General features: G+C 71.0%; 22 protein-coding genes. 13 read left to right on the top strand and 9 right to left on the bottom strand.

What is annotated here, in order from left to right; translation table 11 throughout:
- The first annotated feature begins 403 nt into the window (after positions 1–403).
- Both RLT59_RS28510 and RLT59_RS28505 read left to right on the top strand, forming a co-directional pair.
- Complete coding sequence (locus RLT59_RS28510) at positions 404–1,471, top strand: LacI family DNA-binding transcriptional regulator (protein ID WP_311306034.1); 1,068 nt, start codon at positions 404–406, stop codon at positions 1,469–1,471.
- 75 nt (positions 1,472–1,546) lie between these two features.
- Positions 1,547–2,503, top strand: coding sequence for a phosphatase PAP2 family protein (locus tag RLT59_RS28505; protein ID WP_311306033.1), 957 nt, complete (start codon positions 1,547–1,549; stop codon positions 2,501–2,503).
- Positions 2,504–2,596: 93 nt separating this feature from the next.
- Here RLT59_RS28505 and RLT59_RS28500 read toward each other — a convergent pair whose 3' ends face one another.
- On the bottom strand, positions 2,597–5,593 hold the full coding sequence (locus tag RLT59_RS28500; protein ID WP_311306032.1) for a bifunctional [glutamine synthetase] adenylyltransferase/[glutamine synthetase]-adenylyl-L-tyrosine phosphorylase: 2,997 nt from the start codon (positions 5,591–5,593) through the stop codon (positions 2,597–2,599).
- Positions 5,594–5,729: 136 nt separating this feature from the next.
- Between RLT59_RS28500 and RLT59_RS28495 the strand changes: the two genes are divergently transcribed.
- Complete coding sequence (locus RLT59_RS28495; protein WP_311306031.1) at positions 5,730–6,245, top strand: pyridoxamine 5'-phosphate oxidase family protein; 516 nt, start codon at positions 5,730–5,732, stop codon at positions 6,243–6,245.
- Positions 6,246–6,274: 29 nt separating this feature from the next.
- Here the strand turns inward: RLT59_RS28495 and RLT59_RS28490 are convergent, their stop codons facing one another.
- The 3 genes from RLT59_RS28490 to RLT59_RS28480 form a co-directional block, all read right to left on the bottom strand.
- Positions 6,275–7,075 (bottom strand): putative protein N(5)-glutamine methyltransferase, encoded by an 801-nt coding sequence (locus RLT59_RS28490; RefSeq protein ID WP_311306030.1) that lies wholly within the window; start codon positions 7,073–7,075, stop codon positions 6,275–6,277.
- A gap of 224 nt (positions 7,076–7,299) precedes the next feature.
- Positions 7,300–7,575, bottom strand: a complete 276-nt coding sequence (locus RLT59_RS28485; protein ID WP_311306029.1) for a hypothetical protein — start codon at positions 7,573–7,575, stop codon at positions 7,300–7,302.
- A gap of 184 nt (positions 7,576–7,759) precedes the next feature.
- On the bottom strand, positions 7,760–7,984 hold the full coding sequence (locus tag RLT59_RS28480) for a cold-shock protein (RefSeq protein WP_311306028.1): 225 nt from the start codon (positions 7,982–7,984) through the stop codon (positions 7,760–7,762).
- A 102-nt stretch (positions 7,985–8,086) separates the two neighbouring features.
- Between RLT59_RS28480 and RLT59_RS28475 the strand changes: the two genes are divergently transcribed.
- Positions 8,087–9,037, top strand: coding sequence for a LysR family transcriptional regulator (locus RLT59_RS28475; protein ID WP_311306027.1), 951 nt, complete (start codon positions 8,087–8,089; stop codon positions 9,035–9,037).
- A gap of 79 nt (positions 9,038–9,116) precedes the next feature.
- Here the strand turns inward: RLT59_RS28475 and glnA are convergent, their stop codons facing one another.
- On the bottom strand, positions 9,117–10,478 hold the full coding sequence (gene glnA, locus RLT59_RS28470) for a gamma-glutamylpolyamine synthetase GlnA2 (RefSeq protein ID WP_266778016.1): 1,362 nt from the start codon (positions 10,476–10,478) through the stop codon (positions 9,117–9,119).
- 244 nt (positions 10,479–10,722) lie between these two features.
- Here glnA and RLT59_RS28465 point away from each other — a divergent pair, with 244 nt between their 5' ends.
- The 6 genes from RLT59_RS28465 to RLT59_RS28440 all read left to right on the top strand — a co-directional run bounded on the left by RLT59_RS28465 (position 10,723) and on the right by RLT59_RS28440 (position 16,719).
- Positions 10,723–11,409: a thioredoxin-like domain-containing protein gene (locus RLT59_RS28465; protein ID WP_399126262.1), complete on the top strand. Its 687-nt coding sequence runs from the start codon at positions 10,723–10,725 to the stop codon at positions 11,407–11,409.
- Complete coding sequence (locus tag RLT59_RS28460; protein WP_311306026.1) at positions 11,406–12,146, top strand: DUF305 domain-containing protein; 741 nt, start codon at positions 11,406–11,408, stop codon at positions 12,144–12,146. The genes RLT59_RS28465 and RLT59_RS28460 overlap by 4 nt, the downstream gene beginning before the upstream one ends.
- Positions 12,147–12,284: 138 nt before the next feature.
- On the top strand, positions 12,285–12,710 hold the full coding sequence (locus RLT59_RS28455) for a CBS domain-containing protein (protein ID WP_024489914.1): 426 nt from the start codon (positions 12,285–12,287) through the stop codon (positions 12,708–12,710).
- Between the two features lie 99 nt (positions 12,711–12,809).
- Positions 12,810–13,247 carry a DUF6153 family protein gene (locus RLT59_RS28450; protein ID WP_311306025.1) on the top strand — a complete coding sequence of 146 codons (438 nt, stop codon included), beginning with the start codon at positions 12,810–12,812 and terminating at the stop codon, positions 13,245–13,247.
- A 60-nt stretch (positions 13,248–13,307) separates the two neighbouring features.
- Positions 13,308–14,873 carry a multicopper oxidase family protein gene (locus RLT59_RS28445; RefSeq protein ID WP_311306024.1) on the top strand — a complete coding sequence of 522 codons (1,566 nt, stop codon included), beginning with the start codon at positions 13,308–13,310 and terminating at the stop codon, positions 14,871–14,873.
- A gap of 91 nt (positions 14,874–14,964) precedes the next feature.
- Entirely contained in the window at positions 14,965–16,719 is a 1,755-nt protein-coding gene (locus RLT59_RS28440; protein WP_311306023.1) for an NAD+ synthase, read from the top strand.
- 51 nt (positions 16,720–16,770) lie between these two features.
- Here the strand turns inward: RLT59_RS28440 and RLT59_RS28435 are convergent, their stop codons facing one another.
- The 4 genes from RLT59_RS28435 to RLT59_RS28420 all read right to left on the bottom strand — a co-directional run bounded on the left by RLT59_RS28435 (position 16,771) and on the right by RLT59_RS28420 (position 21,736).
- Positions 16,771–17,991 carry an MFS transporter gene (locus RLT59_RS28435; protein ID WP_311306022.1) on the bottom strand — a complete coding sequence of 407 codons (1,221 nt, stop codon included), beginning with the start codon at positions 17,989–17,991 and terminating at the stop codon, positions 16,771–16,773.
- A gap of 130 nt (positions 17,992–18,121) precedes the next feature.
- On the bottom strand, positions 18,122–19,165 hold the full coding sequence (locus RLT59_RS28430) for an endonuclease/exonuclease/phosphatase family protein (RefSeq protein ID WP_311306021.1): 1,044 nt from the start codon (positions 19,163–19,165) through the stop codon (positions 18,122–18,124).
- Between the two features lie 190 nt (positions 19,166–19,355).
- On the bottom strand, positions 19,356–20,036 hold the full coding sequence (locus tag RLT59_RS28425; protein WP_311306020.1) for a TetR/AcrR family transcriptional regulator: 681 nt from the start codon (positions 20,034–20,036) through the stop codon (positions 19,356–19,358).
- An 83-nt stretch (positions 20,037–20,119) separates the two neighbouring features.
- The gene (locus tag RLT59_RS28420) at positions 20,120–21,736 is read right to left on the bottom strand and encodes a DHA2 family efflux MFS transporter permease subunit (protein WP_311306019.1); all 1,617 of its coding nucleotides are present in this window, start codon (positions 21,734–21,736) and stop codon (positions 20,120–20,122) included.
- A gap of 187 nt (positions 21,737–21,923) precedes the next feature.
- On the opposite strand from RLT59_RS28420, the gene panB reads away from it, so the two are divergent.
- The 3 genes from panB to RLT59_RS28405 all read left to right on the top strand — a co-directional run bounded on the left by panB (position 21,924) and on the right by RLT59_RS28405 (position 24,808).
- On the top strand, positions 21,924–22,811 hold the full coding sequence (gene panB / locus RLT59_RS28415; protein ID WP_311306018.1) for a 3-methyl-2-oxobutanoate hydroxymethyltransferase: 888 nt from the start codon (positions 21,924–21,926) through the stop codon (positions 22,809–22,811).
- Between the two features lie 120 nt (positions 22,812–22,931).
- On the top strand, positions 22,932–23,948 hold the full coding sequence (locus tag RLT59_RS28410; protein WP_311306017.1) for an efflux ABC transporter ATPase subunit, DrrA-related: 1,017 nt from the start codon (positions 22,932–22,934) through the stop codon (positions 23,946–23,948).
- Entirely contained in the window at positions 23,945–24,808 is an 864-nt protein-coding gene (locus tag RLT59_RS28405) for an ABC transporter permease (RefSeq protein WP_311306016.1), read from the top strand. Before RLT59_RS28410 ends, RLT59_RS28405 begins: the two co-directional genes overlap by 4 nt.

Below are 24,808 nucleotides of genomic sequence, written 5' to 3'. Positions count from 1 at the left end.
AACTGCCGTACCGCTCCGTCGCGGCGCCGGGTCGACGTGAACGTAACAAGGATGAAAGAAGGCCGAAAGAGTTTGCGGAAGATTTCTGCAAGCTCCGGCGATCGTTACATTCGCGTGTCCGCACGGTTGCCGTCAAGCCCCTTGACGCGCGGCCATGAACCCTGACAGGGGCTGGCCACCACCCATGATTCCGCAGTGCGACGATCTGACCGCAGCCCGCAGGCCGACCCCGCAAGACTTTGCAAGATATTGCCGAATGGTTCGACCGTAGGAGCCGTACGGGCAGCCAGGACGAGCCTCAGGAGGAGCCAGGGGCGGGGTCGCGGGCCGGTCTCCCGGCCGTCGGCGTCCGATTCCTGTGCATGGTGGGCAATCCGACCCGCTCCCGGTACAGTCCAGTCCCATGACCGCACGGCTTGCCGATATCGCAACTCAGGCGGGGGTCAGCGAAGCGACGGTCAGCCGTGTACTGAACGGCAAGCCAGGGGTTGCCGCTGCCACCCGCGAATCCGTCCTCGCCGCGCTCGACGTCCTGGGCTACGAACGGCCCGTACGGCTGCGCAGGCGCAGCGCGGGTCTGGTCGGTCTGATCACGCCCGAGCTGGAGAACCCCATCTTCCCGGCGCTCGCCCAGGTCATCGGGCAGGCGCTGACCCGGCAGGGCTACACCCCGGTGCTGGCGACCCAGACCCCCGGCGGCTCCACGGAGGACGAGCTGACCGAGATGCTGGTCGACCGCGGCGTCTCGGGAATCATCTTCGTCTCCGGACTGCACGCCGACACCTCGGCCGATATGCAGCGCTACGAGCAACTGCGCGCCCAGGGAGTCCCCTTCGTACTGGTTAACGGTTTCTCGCCCAAGGTGCAGGCGCCGTTCATCTCACCGGACGACCGGGCCGCGATGCGGCTGGCGGTGACGCACCTGGTGTCGCTGGGCCACACCCGGATCGGACTGGCCGTCGGGCCCAAGCGGTTCGTCCCCGTGGTCCGCAAGATCGAGGGCTTCCACGCCACGGTGCGCGAGCAGTTGAACCTCACTCCGGACGAGGTGGAGGGGCTGATCCAGCACTCCCTCTACACCCTGGAGGGCGGTCAGGCGGCCACCTCCGCGCTGATGGAGCGGGGCTGCACGGCGGTGGTGTGCGCGAGCGACATGATGGCGCTCGGTGCCATCCGGGCAGCTCGCAGGCTCTCCAGGGAGGTGCCGCGCGATCTGTCCGTGGTCGGTTACGACGACTCCCCGCTCATAGCGTTCACCGATCCGCCGCTGACCACGATCCGGCAGCCGGTGACGGCGATGGGCCAGGCCGCTGTGCGTACGCTCCTTGAGGAGATCGGCGGCACACCCGCCCCGCACAGCGAGTTCGTCTTCATGCCCGAGCTGGTCGTGCGCGGCTCGACCGCCGCGGGTCCCGGTCCGGACGCGGCATCGCCCGCCCCGACCGTCCAAGGATCCCACGCACAGCCGTAGTCCGCAGGACGTGCGGGCCGCTCCCGACCGGAGGATCATCAGGCGGAGGGGGCAAATCTGGCAGACTCTGTGCCTATGGGTGAATTGAGCGTGAAACGACAGGAAGGCCGTACGGAGGCCACCCCGTCACCCATCGTGAACGAGGCGGCTCCCGAGGCGAACACGAAGCAACCCGGCGACGCGAACCGGATGCGAAGACTGCGCGATCGCACTCTGGCGGGGCTGCGTGGTCCACGGTCCCCGCGAAGGCCGCGCCTCTGGTTCGAAATCCTGCTGATCGCGGTCAGTTACTGGCTGTACTCGCTGGTGCGCAACGCCGTCCCCGAGCAGAAGGCGGCGGCTCTGGCCAACGCCGACTGGATCTGGTCGGTCGAGCGGTTCATGGGCATTGCCGTGGAGCGGTCGGTCAACCACGCGGTCGACTCGGTGACATGGCTGATCGTGTCGATGAACTACTACTACGCGACACTGCACTTCATCGTCACCATCGGGGTGCTCGTGTGGCTGTTCCGCCGCCACCCGGGCCGCTACGCGGCAGCCCGGCTGGCCCTGTTCGCGACCACGGCGGCCGCGCTGGCCGGCTACTACCTGTACCCGTTGGCACCACCCCGCCTGATGAACGGCAGCACGTTCATCGACACGGTCATGGTCCACCAGACCTGGGGTTCGATGGCTTCGGGCAACTTCAAGAACATGTCGAACCAGTACGCGGCGATGCCGTCGATGCACATCGGCTGGTCGCTGTGGTGCGGGCTGACCGTGTTCGCGCTGGCCTCCGCGCCCTGGGCGAAGATCCTGGGCCTGCTCTACCCGGTGGTCACTCTGATGGTGATCGTGTCGACCGCGAACCACTTCTGGCTGGACGCGGTGGGCGGCATGGCCTGCCTGGCCTTCGGCTACGCGGTGTCGTACGCCTGGTACGGAGCGCTGCCGCACCATCTGCCGAGGCGGATTCCCCCGAAGGACGCCGGGCGCGCCCGGCTGTCCGCGCTGTCTGTCCACCGGGCGAAGGCCGCGGTGGGCCGGAACTGAGGGCCGGGGGCCGGTCCGGGGACAGGTGCGGGCGCGCCCGGGTTTCGGGGCTCCGCACGGGACCCCGCTCCTCAATCGCCGGAGGGGCTTGAGTCACACCGCCGCCCCGTAGAACCGCTCGTCCACCACCGCCCGCGCCCGCCGGGTGATCCGCCGGTAGTCCTCCAGCATGTCGCCGACGTGGCCGGGCTCGTACCCCAGGTACCGCCCCACCGCGGTCAGCTCCCGGGGGTTGGACGGGAAAGTGTCGCCCGGCCTCCCCCGTACCAGCATCACCGCGTTGCGGACCCGGGTCGCCAGCACCCACGCCTCGTCCAGCGTCTGCGCGTCCTCTGCCGAGAGCAGCTCCGCCGCACACGCGGCCGCCAGCGCCTCACGGGTCCGGGTGGTCCGCAGCCCCGGCTCCGCCCAGCCGTGCTGCATCTGCAACAGCTGGACCGTCCACTCGACATCGCTGAGCCCGCCCCGGCCCAGCTTCGTGTGGAGCGTCGGGTCCGCCCCGCGCGGCAGCCGCTCGGACTCCATCCTGGCCTTGAGCCGCCGGATCTCGCGGACCGCGTCCTCTCCCAGTCCCTCCGCCGGGTAGCGCAGCGGATCGATCAGCTCGATGAAGTCGCGGCCCAGATCCGCGTCACCGGCCATCGGCTGGGCGCGCAGCAGCGCCTGGCTCTCCCAGACCAGCGCCCAGCGCCGGTAGTACGCCTCGTACGACTTCAGGGTGCGGACCAGCGGTCCGCTCTTGCCCTCGGGGCGCAGATCGGCGTCGATGATCAGCGGCGGGTCCGCGGTGGGCAGCTGGAGCAGCCTGCGCATCTCGGCCACCACCCGGTTCGCGGCCCGGGTCGCCTCCTGCTCGTCGACGCCCTCGCGCGGCGCGTGGACGAACAGGACGTCCGCATCGGAGCCGTAGCCCAGCTCCTGTCCGCCGAAGCGGCCCATGCCGATCACGGCGAACCGGGTGGGGAGCGTGTCGCCCCATTCGGCGCGCACGGCGGCGCGCAGGGCGCCGGCGATGGTGACGGCGTTGAGGTCGGTGACGGCGGTGCCGACGCGGTCGACGAGCGCGCCCGGGTCCTGCTCCGCGGGGCTGTCCTCGGTGCCGTAGGAGCTGATGAGGTCCGCGGAGGTGGTCCGGAACAGTTCGCGCCGCCGCACCCCGCGCACCACCGCCACTGCGGATTCCGCGCCGTCCGAGCGCCCCACCGCTGCCAGTACCTCCTGCTCCAGGGCGTCCCGGCCGCGCGGCTTCAGCCCCTGCGGGTCGCCGAGGATGGTCACCGCCTCCGGGGCGCGGAGCAGCAGGTCGGGGGCGAGCCGGCCGGCCGACAGGACCCGGGCGAGGTTCTCCGCCGCCGCGCCCTCGTCGCGCAGGAGACGCAGGTACCACGGGGTCTTGCCCAGCGCGTCGGACACCTTGCGGAAGCCGAGCAGTCCGGCGTCCGGGTCGGCGGAGTCCGCGAACCAGCCGAGCAGCACGGGCAGCAGGGTGCGCTGGATGGCGGCCTTGCGCGAGACGCCGGACGACAGCGCCTCCAGGTGGCGCAGCGCGGCCGCCGGGTCCTCGTAGCCGAGGGCTTCGAGCCGGTGCGCGGCGGCCTTCGTGCTGAGCCGGGACTCGCCGGGGGCGAGCTGGGCGACGGCGTCGAGCAGCGGCCGGTAGAACAGCTTCTCGTGCAGCCGGCGCACCACGGAGGCGTGCCGCTTCCAGGCCTGGTTGAGCTCGGTGACGGGGTCCGTGCGCATGCCCAGCGAGCGGGCGAGGCGCCGCAGGTCCGGTTCGTCCTCCGGGACCAGGTGGGTACGGCGCAGCCGGTAGAGCTGGATGCGGTGTTCCATCGTGCGCAGGAAGCGGTAGGCGTCGTCCAGCTGCGCGGCGTCCACCCGGCCCACGTAACCGCCCCGGGCGAGCGCGCCCAGGGCCTCCAGGGTCGAGCCGCTGCGCAGGCCGGTGTCGTTGCGGCCGTGCACGAGCTGGAGCAGCTGTACGGCGAACTCGACGTCCCGCAGTCCGCCGGGCCCGAGCTTGATCTCGCGGTCGACCCGGTCGACGGGGATCGTGTCGATGACCCGGCGGCGCATCTTCTGCACGTCGGGGACGAAGTTCTCCCGGTCGGCGGCCTGCCAGACGAGCGGCGAGACGGCGTCGACGTACTCGGCGCCCAGCGCGGGGTCGCCGGCCACCGGCCGGGCCTTGAGGAGCGCCTGGAACTCCCAGGTCTTGGCCCAGCGCTGGTAGTAGGCGAGGTGCGAGGACAGGGTGCGCACCAGGGGCCCGTTGCGGCCCTCCGGGCGGAGGTTGGCGTCGACGGGCCAGATGGTGCCCTCGACGGTGGTGTCGGAGCAGATCCGCATCATGTGCGCGGCCAGCCGGGTGGCGGCCGGGATGGCGGCGCTCTCCTCGGCGCCGTCGGCGGGTTCCGCGACGAAGATGACGTCCACGTCGGAGACGTAGTTCAGTTCGTGGCCGCCGCACTTGCCCATCGCGATGACGGCGAGGCGGCACTGCGCGGCGTCCTCGGGCGCTGCCGTACGGGCGATGGCGAGGGCGGCCCGCAGGGTCGCGGTGGCCAGGTCCGCGAGCTCGGCGGCGGTCTCCGCGACATCCGTGGTGCCGCACACGTCCCGGGCCGCTATCGACAGCAGGCACCGGCGGTAGGCGACGCGCAGGGCGTCCTGGTCGTCGGCCCCGGCCAGCTCGTGCTCGAACTCGGCCACTCCGGGATGCAGATCGGTGGCCTCGTACGTGACGAGGGCCTGCCAGTCGCGCGGGTGGCGGGCCAGGTGGTCACCGAGCGCCTCCGACGCCCCGAGCACCCCGAGCAGCCGGTCCCGCAGCGGTTTGGCGGTGACGAGGGTGTCCAGCAGGATCTGCCGCTCGTCCGGCTCCTCCGCCTCCACGAGCCGTACGACGCCGCGCAGCGCGAGATCGGGGTCGGCGGTGGCCCCGAGCGCTTCGAGGAGGACGGGGTCGGAGCGTACGGAGGTCAGGTCCGGCAGGTCGAGCAGCCGCTCGGCGACGGACGGGTCGGTGAATCCGTGTCGCAGCAATCGGGTGAACGTACTGCTCCTGCGCCCCGGCAACGTCGTCATTCCGCGCTCTCTCCTGCTCGCCGCCCGATCACGTTCCAGTCTTACGAGCCTAGTCCCGCGCCGATGAATACGGAGGGGCCGCACAGTCTGTACTTCGCCAGTACATCCCGTTCAGCACTCTCCTGGAGGCCCGATCATGTCCGCAGCGGAACCGCACCCCGAGCTGGACCCCCGCTACAGCAGCCCCGGCGCGGAGCCCGCCCGCTGGGCCGACGCGCGGGAACTGCTGTCCGGGGCCGAGCTGTACTGGCTGACGACGGTCCGGCCCGACGGGCGCCCGCACGTCACCCCGCTGATCGGGGTCTGGTGGCAGGGGGCGCTGCACTTCTCCACCGGCGCGGAGGAACGCAAGGCGCGCAATCTGGCGGCCAACGCCGAGGTGGTCCTCACGACCGGCACCAGCACCTGGGCGGAGGGCTTCGACGTGGTAATGGAGGGCCGGGCGGAGCGGGTGAGGGACGCGGCCCCGCTGACCGCTCTCGCCCAGGTCTGGGAGGCGAAGTACGGGGAGTTCTGGCACTTCGACGTCGCGGACGGCCTGTTCGTGGGCGCTCAGGGCAATCGGGCCGAGGTCTTCGCGGTGTCCCCGCGCACGGTCTTCGGCTTCGGCAAGGGCGAGCGGTTCACCCAGACCCGGTGGCGTTTCGCCTGAGCGGCCGGGTCCGGGGCACCTGCTGACGGCTACCGGGGCGGCGGGTCGGGCATGGTCCCGATCACGACGGTGGCGTACAGCTCGTCGCAGGTCACCACGCGCGGGATCAGTCCGCTGCCGCCGACGGTCTCCTCGGCGAGGGCGGCCTGCCGTTCGCTCGTCTCGACCAGCAGGCTGCCGCCCGGCGCCAGCCACTGGGGCGCCTGCGCGGCCACCCGGCGCATGACGTCGAGCCCGTCGCCGCCGCCGTCGAGCGCCACCAGCGGCTCGTGCACGCGCGCCTCCGCGGGGAGCAGCGCGACATCGCCGGTCGGTACGTACGGCACGTTGGCGAGGAGTACGTCGACGCGCCCGCGCAGCGAGCCGGGCAGCGGGGCGAAGAGGTCGCCCTCGTAGACCCGGCCCAGCTCACCGACGTTGCGCCGGGCGCAGCGCACGGCGGCGGGTTCGACATCGGAGGCGTGGAGTTCGATCCCCTCCAGCGCCGCGGCGAGGGCGGCGCCGAGCGCGCCCGTGCCGCAGCAGAGGTCGACGGCGACGGCGGGTCGCGGGGCGAGCGCCACGGCCTGCTGGATCAGGAACTCGGTGCGGCGGCGGGGGACGAAGACCCCCGGGTCCACGGCGATCCGCAGCCCGCTGAACTCGGCCCAGCCCAGGACGTGTTCCAGCGGAAGACCGGCGACGCGCCGCTCCACCATGGCGATGAGGGCGGCGGGATCGGCGGCGGTGGAGGCGATCAGCTCCGCCTCGTCCTCCGCGAAGACGCAGCCGGCGGTGCGGAGTGCGGTGACCAGGGAGGAGCGGGCGATCGGGGACAGCGGGACCGGCATGGAACGGAGCCTTTCGGGAAGACGCCGATGGGTGCTCCGCGGTCGGTTATGTCCGGTCGACCACGCGTTGACGAGGGGCGAGCACCCAGCCTGATACAGCGGTAATGGGTCCCACCTCCTTCGGCCCGTCCCCGTGCGGGGATCTCGCGGTACGTCCCCGTGCGGGGGTCTTGCTGTACGCCCCTTGCGGGGGAATTTTGCGTACGTCCCCGTGCGGGGGAACGTCACCCTACCCCAGCGGGGTCCGGCGCGTGCCGTCCCGCCGGGGGGGGGCAGCGCTTGCGGGGCCGCCAGTCGTTGCCGCCGTCGATGAAGCGGCTGTGTACGGCGACCGAGTTGTTGGCCGCCCGGGTGTGCCGCGCCTCCGCACTGTGCTGCCGCTCGATCTGCTGCCCGTCGAAGTTGTCTGTGGGGCGGCCCAGGCCTCGCAGCATCAGCTTCACGATCAGGATGACGATCACGGCGAACAGCACGCCGAGCACTCCGAGAACTTCAGCCATGGCTCCCCCGTCCACTGCGGCTCTGCTGCCATTGTCAGTGTTCGGGTGCGTGCAGTCCACCATTCAGCGGGCAGTTGATCCCCGTGCAGATCGTGGGCATGCGGCGGTTGCAGTGGACGCACTCGGAGCGGGTGGCGGGGTCGAGCGGATACAGCCGCCGATGGCTCCGGGACGGCTGCGGACGTCAGGCGGACCGCGGCACGATACTCACCGCGCGGTAGTCGTACCCGTCCTGTTTGAAGCCGGGCGCTTCCCAGACGAGGTCCACCCGCTGTCCGGGCGTCAGGGTGCGGAATCCGGGCTGCTGAATGTCGGAGTAGTGGCCGAAGCAGCCGCCGGGGGTCTCGGGGGAATCGAGCACGCCCCACCCTTCCTCGTCGCGCCACTCCCGGACCGTCGCAGTCACCATGGGCCGGATCCTATGGCCACCGCCCGTGCGGGCCCGTACGGGACTCCCACAACCGACCCTCTGCCGCCACAACCATCAGTTGTGCGTATCTAGACTGAACCCGTGGACACCGAGGCAATGCGTACGTTCGTCCGGGCGGCCGAACTGGGACGGCTGCGGCACGTGGCCGATGAGCTGGGCGTGACGCAGCAGGCCGTCTCCAAGCGGATCGCCGCCCTGGAGCGAGAGCTGGGGGTCCGCCTGTTCACCCGCACCCCCCGAGGGGTGGAGCTGACCCTCGACGGTCAGGCGTTCCTCCCCCACGCACGGAGCGTCGTGGCGGGTGTCGAGCGCGCCGTCGCCGCGGTCAGGCCGGGCTCCCGGGCCCTGCGGATCGACGTCCTCGGCCTGCGGAGCGCGCAGGCCGTCGTGCTGCACGAGTACTGGCGGTCGCGCCCTGGGACCGACCTCGACGTGGTGACCCTCCGGGTCAACGACCCCCGCGTGGCGGCCGCCGCCGTCGCGGCGGGCGATATCGACGCCACCTTCCGTACCGTCACGGACCCGGCCGTACTGCCGCCCGGCGTGCGGATGATCCACGCGTTCGACTCACCGCTGGAACTCCTCGTCGGCCCGGAACACCCGCTCGCTGCCGCGAGCAGCCTGACGCCGAAGCAGTTGCGCAAGCACCGGATCTGGGTGCCGGGCATCGCGCCGCTGAGCGAGTGGTCGGACTTCTACGACCAGCTCGCCGCCGCGTTCGACCTGCGCATCGACGCGACCGGTCCGCACTTCGGCGACGACGTACTCCTGGAGACCCTCGCGGAATCCGCCCAGGTGGCCACCCTCGTAGGGGCGCGCGACCGGTACACCTGGCCGGCTGAGTACGACCTGCGGCGCATCCCGGTCGTGAGCCCGGCCCTCGCGTACCCGCTGTCGCTCATCCTCCCCGCGACAAACCCCCATCCAGGGCTGCGCGGGGTCATCGCCCACCTCGGCAGCCTGCCGGGGCTCCCCGGGCCGGTCTGGCGCCCGGCCTGGGCGACGACGCCACCCGACGTCGCGTTGTGGTGACCGGCCGCCCGATACGGCTTCGGGCCGACGGTGCGACACCGTCGGCCCGAAGCCCGTACTCGGCTGCTCCGCAGGGGAGTTACAGCACCGGCAGCAGGTTCTTCAGCTCGAAGGCGGTGACCTCGCTGCGGTATTCCTCCCACTCCTGCTTCTTGTTGCGGAGGAAGAAGTCGAAGACGTGCTCGCCGAGCGTCTCCGCGACCAGTTCGCTCTTCTCCATCAGCGAGATCGCCTCGCCCAGGTTCTGCGGGAGCGGCTCGATTCCCATCGCGCGGCGCTCGGCGTCGGACAGGGCCCAGACGTCGTCGTCGGCGCCCGCCGGGAGTTCGTAGCCCTCCTCGATGCCCTTGAGGCCGGCGGCCAGCAGGACCGCGTATGTCAGGTACGGGTTGGCGCCGGAGTCGATGGAGCGGACCTCCACGCGGGCCGAGCCCGTCTTGCCGGGCTTGTACATCGGGACGCGGATGAGGGCGGAGCGGTTGTTGTGGCCCCAGCAGATGTACGAGGGGGCCTCGCCGCCGGCGCCCGCGGCGCGGGAGGAGCCGCCCCAGATGCGCTTGTAGGAGTTGACCCACTGGTTGGTCACGGCGGAGATCTCCGCGGCGTGCTTGAGCAGGCCCGCGATGAAGGAGCGGCCGACCTTGGACAGCTGGTACTCGGCGCCGGACTCGTAGAACGCGTTGCGGTCGCCCTCGAAGAGGGAGAGGTGGGTGTGCATGCCGGAGCCGGGGTACTCCGAGAACGGCTTCGGCATGAACGTCGCCTGCACGCCCTGCTCCAGCGCGACCTGCTTCATGACCAGACGGAACGTCATGATGTTGTCCGCGGTGGACAGCGCGTCCGCGTAGCGGAGGTCGATCTCCTGCTGACCCGGGGCGCCCTCGTGGTGGCTGAACTCGACCGAGATGCCCATCGATTCGAGCATCGTGATCGCCTGGCGGCGGAAGTCCATCCCGACGTTCTGCGGGGTGTGGTCGAAGTAGCCGGAGCTGTCCGCCGGGGTGGGGCGGCTGCCGTCCACCGGCTTGTCCTTCAGCAGGAAGAACTCGATCTCCGGGTGGGTGTAGAAGGTGAAGCCCAGGTCCGAGGTCTTGGCCAGGATGCGCTTGAGCACGTAGCGCGGGTCCGCGAAGGACGGCGAGCCGTCCGGCATCAGGATGTCGCAGAACATGCGGGCGGTGCCGGGGGCCTCCGCGCGCCAGGGCAGGATCTGGAACGTACCCGGGTCCGGCTTGGCGATCATGTCCGACTCGTAGACGCGGGCGAAGCCCTCGATGGCCGAGCCGTCGAAGCCGATCCCCTCGTCGAACGCCTGCTCAAGCTCGGCAGGGGCCACGGCCACGGACTTGAGATAACCGAGCACGTCGGTGAACCACAGCCGGACGAACCGGATGTCGCGCTCCTCAAGTGTCCTGAGGACGAATTCCTGCTGCTTGTCCATAGCCACATCCTTGCAGTTCAGACGGTCCGTGCACCACCGCCCGGGGTAGGGGAGACACTGCCAGTATCACGACCCGGGATTTCACCCAGATTACGCACACGACGTGAGATGGAGCACTCGGCCACCCACTACGATCGTCGGCCATGGTGTGCACGGGTCGCGGCGGCCCGGCAACCGCCCTGCGCACACCGGATTTCCGGCCCGTTCCGGACCCTCATCGCCCCTTCGCAGAAGGACCCACGATATGAGCCACGAGAGCCACGACCGCAGGACGCGCATAGAGCAGATGCGCAACGCCGACCGCACGCGGGACCGCCGCAACCGGGTGGCGGCCATAAGCATCGGCGCCGTCGTCGTCGCAGGTCTCGTCGCCTTCGGCGGCTACACGCTGCTGGACAGGTCCGAGGCCTCCGCGGACCAGAAGTCCGCGGACGCGAAGGCGTCGGAGCGGTCCGGGGCGGACGGGAAGGACGCGGCCGGCAGCGGCATCGAGGGCGAGAAGTCCTGGGACGCGAAGAAGCTGACCCGCAACCACGTCACCAAGACCGTCACGTACCCGATGAAGCCCCCGGTCGGCGGTGACCACAACCCCGTCTGGATGAACTGCGACGGGGAGGTATACAAGAAGGCGATCCCCGACATGAACGCCGTGCACTCACTGGAGCACGGTTCGGTGTGGGTGACGTACACGGACAAGGCCCCGGCCGCGGACGTGGCCGAGCTCGCCGAGCGGGTCGGGAAGACCCCGTACTCGCTGATGAGCCCGTACAAGGACCAGGCCGCCCCGATCATGCTGAGTGCCTGGGGCAAGCAGCTGACGGTGGACGGTGCCGGTGACCCCCGGGTGGCGCAGTTCTTCTCCGCGTACGTGCAGGGGCCGCAGACGCCCGAGCCGGGCGCGTCGTGCACCGGCGGACTGGAGGCCCCGTGACGGTTACGGGACGCACCCGGCGCACCCGCTGGGTGGCCGGATCCGCCGTGGCGCTCGCGGTGCTGTTCGCGGGCGCCGCGACGGTGGCCTCGGCACGGGACGACGGGGCGGGCGAGCACACGAGCGCCGCCGGGTCCGCCCCGCGCACGCCCGCGACGGACTCGGCGGACGCCGGGTTCGCCCGCGACATGGCGGTCCACCACCAGCAGGCCGTGGAGATGTCCTTCATCGTCCGGGACCGTACGCGGGACGAGGAGGTGCGGCGGTTCGCGTACGACATCGCCAACACGCAGGCCAACCAGCGGGGCATGCTGCTCGGCTGGCTCGATCTGTGGGAGCTGCCCAAGGTGTCCGCCGGGCAGGAGCCGATGGCCTGGATGGACGGGCAGTACGCCGGGCACGACATGGACGGCATGGACGGCATGGGTGACATGGAGGGGGTGTCGGGGCACGGGGGCGGTTATCAGGCCCATGACGGGTCCCTGATGCCCGGCATGGCCACCCGCACCGAGCTCGGCCGGCTCCGCGAGGCCAGTGGCAGACAGGCCGAGATCCTCTATCTCCAGCTGATGACGGACCACCACAAGGGCGGCATCGACATGGCGCGCGGCTGCGCGGACCTGTGCACCGTGAAGGCGGAGAAGCGGCTCGCCCAGGGCATGGTCGATGCCCAGCAGTCCGAGCTGGACGCGATGGCGCAGATGCTGGCCGCGCGCGGGGCCGCGCCCCGCGGCTGACCGGCGGGGTGAAGGTTCCCCCACGCCTCGGATGCACCCGAATGGGTGATAGCGCTCGCGTACCCCGAACGGGCCCCTCACGATGGGTTCGCTCGGGGTCGTAGAGCAGTGCCCACCGGCACGCAGGAGGAATCCCCCATGACCACCGCCAAGGAAATCATGCACACCGGCGTCACCTGGATCCCGGCGCACGAGACCCTCGACCGCGCCGCCCAGCTGATGCGTGAGCACAAGGTCGGCGCGCTGCCCATCTCGGCCGAGGGCGATCAGGACCGGATGATCGGCATCCTGACGGACCGCGACATCGTGGTCGACTGTGTGGCGATGGGCAAGGACCCGTCGAAGGTGACCGCGGGCGACCTCGCTCAGGGCACGCCGCGCTGGATCGACGCGGGCGCGGAGGTGGAGGACGTGCTGCACGAGATGCAGGACCACCGGATCCGGCGGCTCCCCGTGGTCGAGAACAAGAGGCTGATCGGCATGATCAGCGAGGCCGATCTCGCGCAGCACCTCTCGGACGACCAGATCGCCGGCTGGGCCGAGAAGGTCTACTCACGCAACTGACCCGCACGGCCCCCAAGCCGCCGGCAGCGGCTCGTCCTCCGCCGCACGGGGTGACGGGCCGCCGCCGTTTATATACCCGGTAGGGGTAGGGTGGCCGCCATGTTCGGGACGAGGAGCGCGAGGTACGGGCAGCTGCTGCTGTTCGCCGCGCTGCTCTTCGGGATCTTCACCATGCACACGGTCGGTCACCCGGCGGAGCACGGCGGGCAGGGTGCGGGCCAGCCGTCCTCGCACGCGGCGCACTCGATGGTCATGGCCGGTGCGGCGTCCGCCGGCGCGGACACCCGGGCGGTGAACGCTCACGCCCACCACCCGGACCGTCCCGCGCCGATGCGGGGGATGGATCCGATGGCCGTCTGCCTCGCCGTGCTGTCCGTATGGGGCCTCGCCCTGCTCACCGCGCTGCTGATGGCCCGGCGGCCCGCGGGCGGCCTGTCGCGGCACACCGCGGCCCGTTCACAGCGCTCCCCGCGACCCCCTCCCCCGCCACGGCCGCGCAGGGCCCTCCTCACCGATCTGTCGGTACTGCGGATATAGGCGCACCGCGTCCCGTCCGCCTTTCACCACACCGACAACATCTTTGAGGTGCACTCAGTCATGCCCGCTCAGCACACCCGACGCGCCGTGCTCGGCGCATCGATCGCCCTGGCCGGTACCGGAGTTCTCGCCGCCTGCTCCGACGGCGACGGCATGCCGGACCACTCCGGCATGCGTCACGGCGGCCCGTCCGGCACCACCGCCCCCGAGGGGTACGTGACCCCCGACGGCCCCGAGGTCGCGGCGGCCGAGAAGCGCCGCGGCTCCGGCCCCGTACGCGAGGTCTCCCTCACCGCCACCCCGTCCCGGCTCGACCTGGGCGGCGGGCACACCGTCAGCACCTGGGCGTACGGTGACCGGCTGCCCGGCAAGGAGGTGCGGGTCACCGCGGGTGACACGCTCGCCCTCACCCTGGCCAACCACCTTCCGCAGTCGACCTCGACGCACTGGCACGGGCTCGCCCTGCGCAACGACATGGACGGGGTCCCCGGACTGACCCAGCGGGCGATCGAGCCGGGCAAGGACTTCACGTACCGGTTCGCGGTGCCGGACCCCGGCACGTACTGGTTCCACCCGCACTCCGGCGTCCAGCTGGACCGAGGGCTGTACGCGCCACTGATCGTGGAGGACCCGAAGGAGCCGCTCTCGTACGACAAGGAGTGGGTCGTCGTCCTGGACGACTGGCTCGACGGGGTGGACGGCTCCACCCCCGACGCGGTGCTCCAGGAACTCACCAAGGGGCACAGCGGGCACGCCATGGAGGACATGCCCTCGGCCGATGCCGGGTCCGGGCCCTCGCGCATGCTGATGGGCGCCACCAGCAAGCTGCTCGGCGGCGACGCGGGCGATGTCGGCTACCCGTACTACCTGGTCAACGGCCGCACCCCGCAGGACCCGGCGGCCTTCAGCGCCCGGCCCGGCGACCGGATCCGGCTGCGGATCATCAACGCGGGCGGTGACACCGCCTTCCGCGTCGCGCTCGGCGGCCACCGGATGACGGTCACGCACACCGACGGCTTCCCGGTCCGGCACACCACGACGGACGCCCTGCTGCTCGGCATGGGCGAGCGGTACGACGTGCTGGTGACCGCCGGGGACGGGGTGTTCCCGCTGACGGCCCTGGCCGAGGGCAAGAAGGTCTCCGCGATGGCACTGCTGCGGACCGGGGGCGGGACTGCGCCCGCCGCCCCCGTGCGGCCCAAGGAACTGGACGGCTCGCTGGTGACGGCCGACCGGCTGGTCCCGCACGCGTCCGTGGCCCTGGCCGCCAAGGAGCCCGACCGGACGGTGCGGATCAGGCTGACCGGTTCCATGGCCGCGTACGACTGGGCGTTCGACGGGAAGCCGTACAGCGCAGACCAGCGCCATCCGGTGAAGGCCGGGGAGCGGGTCCGGATGGAGTTCCGCAACGCGACCTCGATGTGGCACCCCGTCCATCTGCACGGGCACACCTTCGCGCTGGCCGGGAACGCGTCCGGGGCCCGTAAGGACACCGCGATCGTGCTCCCCCGGCAGACGCTCACGGTCGACTTCGACGCGGACAACCCGGGGCTGTGGATGCTCCACTGCCACAACCTCTACCACGCGGAGGCGGGCATGATGACGGTCGTCGGCTACCGGAGCTGACCGGCCACCCGGCGGGCCGTCCGGCGGGCCACGCGGCCTTTTACGCGGCCCGCCAGGACATCGCGTCAGTCAGACGATTACACTGGGCGGCGTGCCTCAACTACGCCTCGCACTGAATCAGATCGACTCGACCGTCGGTGACCTCGCCGGCAACGCCGAGGCGATCCTCCACTGGACCCGGCACGCCGCCGAGCAGGGCGCCCACCTGGTGGCGTTCCCCGAGATGGTGCTGACCGGTTACCCCGTCGAGGACCTGGCCCTGCGGTCCTCCTTCGTCGAGGCGTCGCGCGACGCGCTGCGCGCGCTCGCCGCCCGCCTCGACGAGGAGGGCTTCGGGGAGCTGCCGGTCGTCGTCGGATACCTCGACCGTTCCGAGGCCGCCGCGCCGCGCTACGGCCAGCCCGCCGGGTCCCCGCGCAACGCCGCCGCGGTGCTGCACCGCGGCGGGATCGCGCTGAACTTCGCCAAGCACCACCTGCCCAACTACGGCGTCTTCGACGAGTTCCGGTACTTCGTGCCGGGCGACTCGATGCCCGTCGTGCGGGTGCACGGGATCGATGTCGCGCTCGCCATCTGCGAGGACCTCTGGCAGGACGGCGGCCGGGTGCCGGCCGCGCGGGCCGCCGGGGCCGGACTGCTGCTCTCGATCAACGCCTCGCCCTATGAGCGGGACAAGGACGACACCCGGCTCGAACTGGTCCGCAAGCGGGCCCAGGAGGCCGACTGCACGACGGCCTACCTGGCGATGATCGGCGGCCAGGACGAGCTGGTCTTCGACGGCGACTCGATCGTCGTCGACAAGCGGGGCGAGGTCATCGCCCGTGCGCCGCAGTTCGCCGAGGGCAGCGTGATCATCGACCTCGACCTGCCGGCCGCCGCTGCCGACGCACCCTCCGGCGTGGTGAACGACGGGCTCCGCATCGACCACGTGGTCCTCTCCGAGAAGCCGCTGCCGCCGTACGAGGCGGAGCTGGCCGGCGGGTACGCGGACCGGCTCGACGACGACGAGGAGCTGTACTCCGCGCTCGTCGTGGGCCTGCGCGCGTACGCCGCGAAGAACGGCTTCAGCAGCGTGCTCATCGGGCTCTCCGGCGGGATCGACTCGGCGCTGGTCGCGGCGATCGCCTGCGACGCGCTGGGGGCGGAGAACGTCTACGGCATCTCGATGCCGTCGAAGTACTCCTCCGACCACTCCAAGGGCGACGCGGCCGAGCTGGCTCGGCGCACCGGGCTGAACTTCCGCACCGTGCCGATCGAGCCGATGTTCGACGCGTACATGGGGTCTCTGGGGCTCACCGGCCTCGCCGAGGAGAACCTCCAGTCGCGGCTGCGCGGCACGATGCTGATGGCCGTCTCCAACCAGGAGGGCCAGATCGTCCTGGCTCCGGGCAACAAGTCGGAGCTGGCGGTCGGCTACTCGACGCTCTACGGGGACTCCGTCGGCGCGTACGGGCCGATCAAGGACGTCTACAAGACGGCGATCTTCCGGCTGGCGAAGTGGCGCAACCGGGCCGCGGAGGAGCGCGGGCAGACCCCGCCGATCCCGGAGGCCTCCATCACCAAGCCGCCCAGCGCGGAGTTGCGCCCGGGGCAGGTCGACACGGACTCGCTGCCGGACTACGACGTGCTGGACCGGATCCTGGAGCTGTACGTCGACCGGGACCAGGGGCTCGACGCGATCGTCGCGGCCGGGTTCGACGCGGCGCTGGTCGCGAAGACGCTGCGGATGGTGGACACGGCGGAGTACAAGCGGCGGCAGTATCCGCCGGGCACGAAGATCTCGCCCAAGGGCTTCGGCAAGGACCGGCGGCTGCCGATCACGAACCGGTGGCGCGAGTCCGGCTGACGCCGGGGGGTGGGGTTTCGGCTTCGGGCCCGTCCGGCTGGGGGTTTGTCCTCAATCGCCGGACGGGCTTGAGGGTGCCGGGGTCCGCTCGGCCGTCGGCGTGGCCCTGGCGACCACCCTCGACGGGGTGCGGTCGCGGTCCAGGACGCCCGCGGTGACCGCCACCGCGAGGCCGGCCACGGCGAGGACCGCGCCGACCAGGGCAGGGGACGTCCAGCCCCAGCCTGCCGCGATGGCCACACCGCCCAGCCAGGCGCCGCCCGCGTTGGCCAGGTTGAACGCGGAGTGGTTGGAGGCGGACGCCAGGGTCGGGGCGTCCTTGGCCTTGTTCATGACGAGCATCTGCAGCGGCGTCGTCGTCATGAAGCCGACCCCGCCCAGCAGCACCACCATCACCAGCGCGGCCCACGGCACATGGGCGGCGAACGGGAAGACGACCAGGACGACCGCGAGCACGCCCAGCGATCCGTACAGCGTGGGACGCAGTGCCCGGTCCGTGAGCGGGCCCGCGGCGAGCGCGCCCAGGGTCATGCCGATGCCGAAGAGCGCCAGCACCAGCGTCACGGAGGACTCATTGAAGCCCATCGCCTCCGTCGTCATCGCCGAGAGGTAGGAGTACACGGCGAAGACCCCGGCGAAGCCGAAGACGGCGGTGAGCAGTCCGAGCAGCACCTGCCGGTTGCCCAGGGCGCGCAGCTCCCGGCGGACGTCCTGGTGGGCCTCGACCGGGATCTGCGGGACGAGCCGGGCGAGCGCGGCCATCGCGCCCAGCCCGATCAGCGCGACCACCAGGAACGTGGCGCGCCAGCCGAGGTGCTGGCCGAGCAGCGTGGCGGCGGGCACTCCGACGATGTTGGCGACGGTCAGGCCGAGGAACATCGTCGCGACGGCCCGCGCCTGGCGCCCGTCGGCCACCAGCCGGGCGGCGACGACCGCGCCGACGCCGAAGAAGGCGCCGTGCGGCAGCCCGGCCAGGATCCGGCCCGCGATCAGCCAGCCGAAGCCGGGGGCGAACGCGGAGGCGAGGTTGCCGACGGTGAAGAGCGCCATCAGCAGCAGGAGCATCCGCTTGCGCGGCACGCGGGAGCCGAGGGCGGTGAGCAGCGGGGCGCCGAGGACCACACCGATCGCGTAGGCCGAGACGAGATAGCCCGCCGTGGGGACGGAGGTGCCGAGATCGTCCGCGACATCGGGCAGCAGGCCCATCATCACGAACTCCGTGGTACCGATGCCGAAGGCGCTCACTGCGAGTGCGAGCAGAGCCAGGGGCATGAGGAGAGACCTTTCCGAAGGGCGGCGGAGCACGCGACAGCGGACCGGCTCCATCGCCGGTCGGCCTCGGTCTCTGATCGGAACAAATACTCTCAGATGGTTTATGCCGGGAAGTAAACGGACCGTGACGTCAGAGCTTGACGCGGGCGGCGATCGGGAGGTGGTCGCTGTCGGTCGCGGGCAGCGTCCAGGACGACACCGGGTCGACGCCCTTCACCATGATCTGGTCGATCCGGGCCATCGGGAACGAGGCGGGCCAGCTGAATCCGAAGCCGTCACCGGCCGCGCCCTGGGTGGAGCGCATCTGGGAGGTGACCGCGTTAAGCGAGCGGTCGTTCATCGTGCCGTTGAGGTCTCCGAGCAGGACGACCCGGTCGAGCCCCTCGTCCGCGATGGCCTCACCGAGCGCGTCCGCGCTCTGGTCGCGCTGGTTCGCGGTGAAACCGGCGTGCAGCTTGACCCGGACCGAGGGCAGGTGCGCGACGACGAAGCCGACCTCGCCCTTGGGGGTGGTGACGGTGGTCCGCATGGCCCGGACCCAGCCCATCTTGATGTCCACCGGGCGGGTGTCGCTGATCGGGTACTTGCTCCAGAGGCCGACGGTCCCCTGTACCGAGTGGTACGGGAAGCGCCCGGCGAGCGCCGACTCGTAGGTCTTCACCTTGCCGGCGGGCAGTTCCTGGAGGGCGATGACGTCGGCCCCGGAGCCCGCCACCTGCTGGGCGGTGCCCGCGGGGTCGGCGTTGTCCGCGTTGACGTTGTGGGTGGCGACGGTGAGGTCGCCGCCGCCGCCGGACTTGTCGGTGAGCAGTCCGCCGAACACGTTGAACCAGACGATGACCGGCAGCAGGAGCACGATCAGCGCGGTCGCGGAGCGCCGCACCAGGCCCAGGACGAGCAGCACCGGTACGAAGACGGCGATCCACGGCAGGAACGTCTCGGTGAGGCTGCCCAGGTTGCCGATGGTGTTCGGGATGTGGGAGTGCAGGAGCATGACGAAGGTCAGCAGGACGGAGCAGCCGGCCAGGACCAGTCCGCGCCGCCAGATGCCCCGGTCCCGGGCCAGCCGGCCAAGCCTGTCGCTCAGTCTGTCGCGCAGGTCCCGGAAGCGGGGGCCGGTGGGCTGCGGTCCTCCGCCGCCGTTTCCGGTGTCCGCCCTGTACGCCTGCACCATCGCGCTGTCCTCACTGCCTTGCCGTGCACATCGCCGCGCCAACGACCCTAGGCGATGAGCGACGCGATTCCCGCCGTCGACGACGGCCGTACTGCCACCAGGACGAACGAGGGGGCGCGGCGGGTTCCGGCGGGAGGCGGTCTGCGGGGGCTTGTGACAGAACGATCACACTCGTGGGGGTCCGGGCGCGTCAGCCCCGGTGGGCGGTGCCGCCCGGCGGGCGCGGCCCGACCCCCTCGACCAGCAGCTGGATGATGCGGTCCGTGAGGTCCTCGGGCAGCGGCGCGTCGGGCCGGTGGATGGTGCGTACGAGCATGGGTCCGACGAACAGGTCGTCCATCAGCTCCACGTCCGTGTCGCCGCGCAGCTCACCGGCCTCGACGGCCCGCCGGACGGCCGCGAGCATGGCGGCCCGGCGTGGCGCTATCACGGTGCACTGGTACTCGGCCCAGAGCCGGGGGTGGCTCTTCATCTGGGCGAAGACGTTGTGCAGGAGTACGGAGGAGCGCTGGGCCAGTCCGCGTCTGCGCATCGACTCCAGCAGGACGCGCAGGTCCCCGAGGCCCGCCGTGCCGGAGACGTCGGGTTCCGCGGGCTCGATGTCGCGCAGGACGTCGACGAAGAGCTCCTCCTTGTCGGCCCAGCGCCGGTAGATGGTGGCCTTGCCGACCCCGGCGGTGCGGGCGATCCGCTCGATGGACAGGCCGGCCAGGGGCTCGCCGGCCTCCAGCAGTTCGACGACGGCGTCCAGGATGGACCGCTCGGCAGCCGCGCTGCGCGGACGCCCTCGGCGGGGCTCCTGCTCCTCACCGGGGTCGCGGTCGCGCTCGCCCGGGGCCCGCTCGTCCCGGTCCGCTGCCTGAGCCTGCACGTGAAACCACCTTTCGCCGCCCCCGATTCTCCCCGAACGGGCCGGTCCCGGCGGCATCCCCCCGGGACCGGCCCGTTCCGGTGTCAGCGTGCCGCGGGTGCGGGCACCGTCGGATCGTCCTGGGCGCCGCCCGGGACGGGCGGCTGCGCGGCGGGCGTACGGCCCGGCAGGAACAGCGCGACCACGATCGCCCCGAGCAGGGCGACGAACGCCGAGCTGATGGCCGTGACGTGCATGGCGCCGAGGAACGCGTCGTGCGCGGCGGTGACCAGCGGGGCGCCCTTCGGCCCCATCTTCTCCGCGATGCCGAGCGTCGTCTCGATCGACTCCGCCGCGGTGTCCCTGGCGGCGGCCGGGAGCGCCCCGAGGTGGCTCTCGATGTCGCTCCGGTAGACGGCGGAGAGCACGGAGCCGAGGACGGCGATTCCGAGCGCGCCGCCGACCTGCCGGAACGTGTTGTTGACGGCGGAGCCGGAGCCGGCCTTCTCGCGCGGCAGCGCCTGCATGACGGCGACGGTGACCGGCGGCATCACATGGGCCATGCCGGTGCCCTGCACGAAGAAGACCACACACATCAGCCAGACGGGGGTGTCGGCGTCGAACAGCGCGAACGCCGCGAGTCCGGCCGCGACCATCAGCATGCCGACGGTGCAGACGGCGCGGGCGCCGAACCGTGCGACCACCAGCCGGGCCCTGGGCGCGAAGACCATCTGGGCGATGGCCAGCGGCAGGATCAGCAGCCCGGACTGGAGGGCGGTCCAGCCGCGCACGCTCTGCATGTAGAAGGCGGAGAAGAACGTCACGCCCATCAGCGCGAAGAAGACCAGCGCGATGGCGGCGACGGCGGCGGAGAAGGCCGGCTTCCTGAAGTACGTGATGTCGATGGCCGGGCTGGCGCTGCGCTTCTCGTGGAGGACGAACACCACCAGGACGGCGAGTCCGCCGATGACCGGCAGGAGTACCGAGACGTCGGTGAAGTCTGCGAGTTCGCCGCCGCGGATGATCCCGTACACCAGCAGCACCAGGCCGATGATGGAGAGCACCACTCCGAGCGGGTCCAGGCGGCCCGGCTTCGGGTCCCTGGAGTCCGGTACGAGGATCAGCATCGCGATCAGCGCGATGATCACGACGGGCACGTTGACCAGGAAGATCGAGCCCCACCAGAAGTGTTCGAGGAGCAGTCCGCCGGTGATCGGGCCGATCGCGATGCCGAGGCCGACGCTGCCCGCCCAGATGCCGATGGCCTTGGGCTGCTCGTCGCGCTCGAAGACGTTCATCAGGACGGCGAGGGTGGCCGGCATCACGAAGGCGGCGCCGAAGCCCATCACGGCGCGCCAGGCGATGAGTTCGCCGGGCGAGCCGGACATGGCGGCGAAGGCCGAGCCGATACCGAAGAGCACGATGCCCAGGAGCAGCATCTTCTTGCGCCCGATGCGGTCGCCGAGCAGACCTGCGGTGAAGAGCAGTCCGGCGAAGACGAGGGTGTAGGAGTTGATCGCCCACTCCAGCTCGCTCTGGGTGGCCCCCAGTCCGGTGGGTGCGGGGGAAGCGATCGTCTTGACGGCGACGTTGAGGATCGAGTTGTCCAGCACCACGATGAGCAGGCTGAACATCAGGACAACGAGAATCGCCCAGCGGCGGCGGTGGACCGCCTCCGGGACCTGGGGCACGACGGCGGGAGCGCCGGACGGTATGGACATGAAGGAAAGCCTAACCTCATTTCGATACGAGACCGTCTCGTATTGGAAAGTCTTTACCGGGCGAAATGGCACCCGGTGCCAGGCCGATGCGCGGGCCCACTTCCCGTGGCCCGCTCCGGGATGCCACCATGGAAGAAATCCGGGGACGCCGTCAGGGCGCCTCGAGATGACGAAGGAGCCGTTGGCAATGTCGCTTCAGGCTGCGCACAACCAGTCCGCCACACCCACCGCGGGAGCCCCCGCCGACAGCAGCAAGGCGCTGTACGGAGGAAAGAGCAACCGCCGCGTCACCGTCCACGACATCGCCGCCGCCACCGAGCGCGGCGAGAAGTGGCCCATGCTCACCGCCTACGACGCGATGACCGCGTCCGTCTTCGACGAGGCCGGCATCCCGGTCATGCTCGTCGGTGACTCGATGGGCAACTGTCACCTCGGCTACGAGACCACCGTGCCCGTCACGATGGACGAGATCGCCATTCTGTCCGCCGCCGTCGTACGGGGCACCAAGCGTGCCCTGATCGTCGCCGACCTGCCCTTCGGGGCCTACCAGGAGAGCCCGGTCCAGGCCCTGCGCAACGCCACCCGGCTCATCAAGGAATCCGGGGTCGGCGCGGTCAAGCTGGAGGGCGGCGAGCGCAGCCACGAGCAGATCAAGCTCCTGGTCGACGCCGGCATCCCGGTGATGGCCCACATCGGCCTGACCCCGCAGTCCGTCAACGCGATGGGCTACCGGGTGCAGGGCCGCGGCGAGGAGGCCGCCCAGCAGATGCTGCGCGACGCCAAGGCCGTGCAGGACGCGGGCGCGTTCGCCGTCGTCCTGGAGCTCGTACCGGCCGAGCTGGCCGCCGAGGTCACCCGCACCCTGCACATCCCGACCGTCGGCATCGGCGCCGGTCCGGACACCGACGCCCAGGTGCTGGTCTACACCGACATGGTCGGGCTGACCGGCGGCAAGGTGCCGCGCTTCACCAAGCAGTACGCCGACCTGCGCCAGATCCTCGGTGACGCCGCCAAGGCGTACGCGGACGAGGTCGTCGGCGGCACCTTCCCGGCACCGGAGCACACCTTCCACTGACCGGATCCACCGGCCGGACGACCACTTCCGGCACCACCGACAGCCCGCCGGCTTCCCCCATCGGCGGGCTGTCGGCCGCTTGTCGGTGGGCTGTCGGTGGCGGCTGTTCTGATAGTGGACATGACGCGAATCGACAAGAACCCCAGGAGCGGCGGAAACGCCGTCGAGGTACGGGGACTGGTCAAGCACTACGGCTCGACCAAGGCTCTGGACGGCGTGGACCTCGACGTACGCGAGGGCACCGTCCTCGGCGTGCTCGGCCCCAACGGCGCCGGCAAGACCACTCTCGTACGCTGCCTTTCCACCCTGATCCTGCCCGACGCCGGACACGCGGTCGTGGCGGGCTACGACGTGGTCCGCCAGCCCCGCCAGCTGCGCCGCACCATCGGCCTGACCGGGCAGTACGCCTCGGTCGACGAGAAGCTCTCCGGCTGGGAGAACCTCTACATGATCGGGCGGCTGCTCGACCTGCCGCGCAAGAAGGCCCGTTCGCGCGCCGACGAGCTGCTGGAGCGCTTCTCGCTCACCGACGCGGCGAAGAAGGCCGCCATGGACTACTCCGGCGGCATGCGGCGCCGGCTGGACCTGGCCGCGTCCATGATCGGCAGCCCGGCCGTGCTGTACCTGGACGAGCCGACGACGGGGCTCGACCCCCGTACCCGTAACGAGGTCTGGGACGAGGTGCAGAGGATGGTCGCGGAGGGGGCGACCGTGCTGCTCACCACCCAGTACATGGAAGAGGCCGAGCAGCTCGCCAGCGAGCTGACCGTCATCGACCAGGGCAGGATCATCGCCCGCGGCGGCGTCGACGAGCTGAAGGCCAAGGTCGGCGGCCGCACCCTGCAGATCCGCCCCTCCGACCCCGCCGAACTGGCCGCGATGGCGCAGGCCCTGCGCGAGGCCGGTCTCGACGGCGTCGCGGGCGCGCAGGCCGTCCCGGACGAGGGACTGCTGTACGTACCGATCCTCAGCGACGAGCAGCTCACCGCCGTCATAGGCCTGCTCGGCACCCGGGGCTTCTCGCTGGCGCACGTCGCCACCGCGCTGCCCAGCCTGGACGAGGTGTTCCTCGCCATCACCGGCGGCAAGGCCACCGTCACCGAGACCGAGACGATTCCCCAGGAGGTCGCGGCATGAGCACGACGACTCTGACGCCCACCCCCGCCCCCACCGGCACGACGTCCGCCGCCCCGGCCGCGAAGGTCCACGACGAGGGCGGGATAGGGCTGCGGAACAACCTGCGGCACATCGGGGCGCTGGTGCGGCGCAATCTGCTCCAGATCAAGAAGGATCCGGAGTCGATGTTCGACGCGCTCCTGATGCCGGTGATCTTCGTCCTGCTGTTCGTGTACGTCTTCGGCGGTTCCGTCGGCGGCAGCATGGGCGGGGGCCGGCAGGAGTACCTGAACTACCTGATCCCCGGTCTGATGGCGATGATGGGCATGAACATCGCCATGGCCGTCGGCAGCGGTGTCAACGACGACTTCCGCAAGGGGGTCATGGACCGGTTCCGCACCATGCCGATCGCCCGGTCCTCCGTGCTCATCGCCAAGATCGTGGTCGAGCTCGGCCGGATGATGGTCGCCACCCTGATCCTGCTGGGCATGGGCTTCGCGCTCGGCATGCAGCTGCACGGCTCGGTACTGGGGCTGATCGGCGCGATCGGCCTGGCGGCCGCGTTCGGCGCCGCCATCATGTGGATCTTCATCCTGCTCGGTCTGAGCATGAAGACGTCCCAGGCGGTCCAGGGAATGGGGATGCTCGTCATGATGCCGCTCCAGTTCGGCTCCTCGATCTTCGCCCCGCCGCAGACGATGCCCGGCTGGCTCCAGGCGTTCACCGACTACAACCCGCTGTCCAACCTGGCCGACTCGGCCCGCGGCCTGATGATGGGCGGCCCGCTCGGCCACTCGGTCTGGCTGACGCTCGGCTGGACCGTGGTGATCACCGCGGTGATGGCCCCGCTCGCGGTGTCCAAGTTCCGCAAGAAGTCCTGA

This window comes from Streptomyces sp. ITFR-6 (assembly GCF_031844725.1).
GTDB lineage: Bacteria > Actinomycetota > Actinomycetes > Streptomycetales > Streptomycetaceae > Streptomyces.
Note: the sequence above shows the minus strand (reverse complement) of the source record. Positions and strands in the feature narration are given on the sequence as shown.

Coding starts and splice junctions, on each gene's coding strand:
- RLT59_RS28485 (WP_311306029.1), bottom strand. CDS start 7,575: ATGGCTGAAGTTCTCGGAGTGCTCGGCGTGCTGTTCGCCGTGATCGTC.
- glnA (WP_266778016.1), bottom strand. CDS start 10,478: ATGGACAAGCAGCAGGAATTCGTCCTCAGGACACTTGAGGAGCGCGAC.
- RLT59_RS28445 (WP_311306024.1), top strand. CDS start 13,308: ATGCCCGCTCAGCACACCCGACGCGCCGTGCTCGGCGCATCGATCGCC.
- RLT59_RS28490 (WP_311306030.1), bottom strand. CDS start 7,075: ATGCCGGTCCCGCTGTCCCCGATCGCCCGCTCCTCCCTGGTCACCGCA.
- RLT59_RS28500 (WP_311306032.1), bottom strand. CDS start 5,593: ATGACGACGTTGCCGGGGCGCAGGAGCAGTACGTTCACCCGATTGCTG.
- RLT59_RS28480 (WP_311306028.1), bottom strand. CDS start 7,984: ATGGTGACTGCGACGGTCCGGGAGTGGCGCGACGAGGAAGGGTGGGGC.
- RLT59_RS28495 (WP_311306031.1), top strand. CDS start 5,730: ATGTCCGCAGCGGAACCGCACCCCGAGCTGGACCCCCGCTACAGCAGC.
- RLT59_RS28465 (WP_399126262.1), top strand. CDS start 10,723: ATGAGCCACGAGAGCCACGACCGCAGGACGCGCATAGAGCAGATGCGC.
- RLT59_RS28510 (WP_311306034.1), top strand. CDS start 404: ATGACCGCACGGCTTGCCGATATCGCAACTCAGGCGGGGGTCAGCGAA.
- RLT59_RS28405 (WP_311306016.1), top strand. CDS start 23,945: ATGAGCACGACGACTCTGACGCCCACCCCCGCCCCCACCGGCACGACG.
- RLT59_RS28420 (WP_311306019.1), bottom strand. CDS start 21,736: ATGTCCATACCGTCCGGCGCTCCCGCCGTCGTGCCCCAGGTCCCGGAG.
- RLT59_RS28455 (WP_024489914.1), top strand. CDS start 12,285: ATGACCACCGCCAAGGAAATCATGCACACCGGCGTCACCTGGATCCCG.
- RLT59_RS28430 (WP_311306021.1), bottom strand. CDS start 19,165: ATGGTGCAGGCGTACAGGGCGGACACCGGAAACGGCGGCGGAGGACCG.
- RLT59_RS28410 (WP_311306017.1), top strand. CDS start 22,932: ATGACGCGAATCGACAAGAACCCCAGGAGCGGCGGAAACGCCGTCGAG.
- panB (WP_311306018.1), top strand. CDS start 21,924: ATGTCGCTTCAGGCTGCGCACAACCAGTCCGCCACACCCACCGCGGGA.
- RLT59_RS28505 (WP_311306033.1), top strand. CDS start 1,547: ATGGGTGAATTGAGCGTGAAACGACAGGAAGGCCGTACGGAGGCCACC.
- RLT59_RS28450 (WP_311306025.1), top strand. CDS start 12,810: ATGTTCGGGACGAGGAGCGCGAGGTACGGGCAGCTGCTGCTGTTCGCC.
- RLT59_RS28435 (WP_311306022.1), bottom strand. CDS start 17,991: ATGCCCCTGGCTCTGCTCGCACTCGCAGTGAGCGCCTTCGGCATCGGT.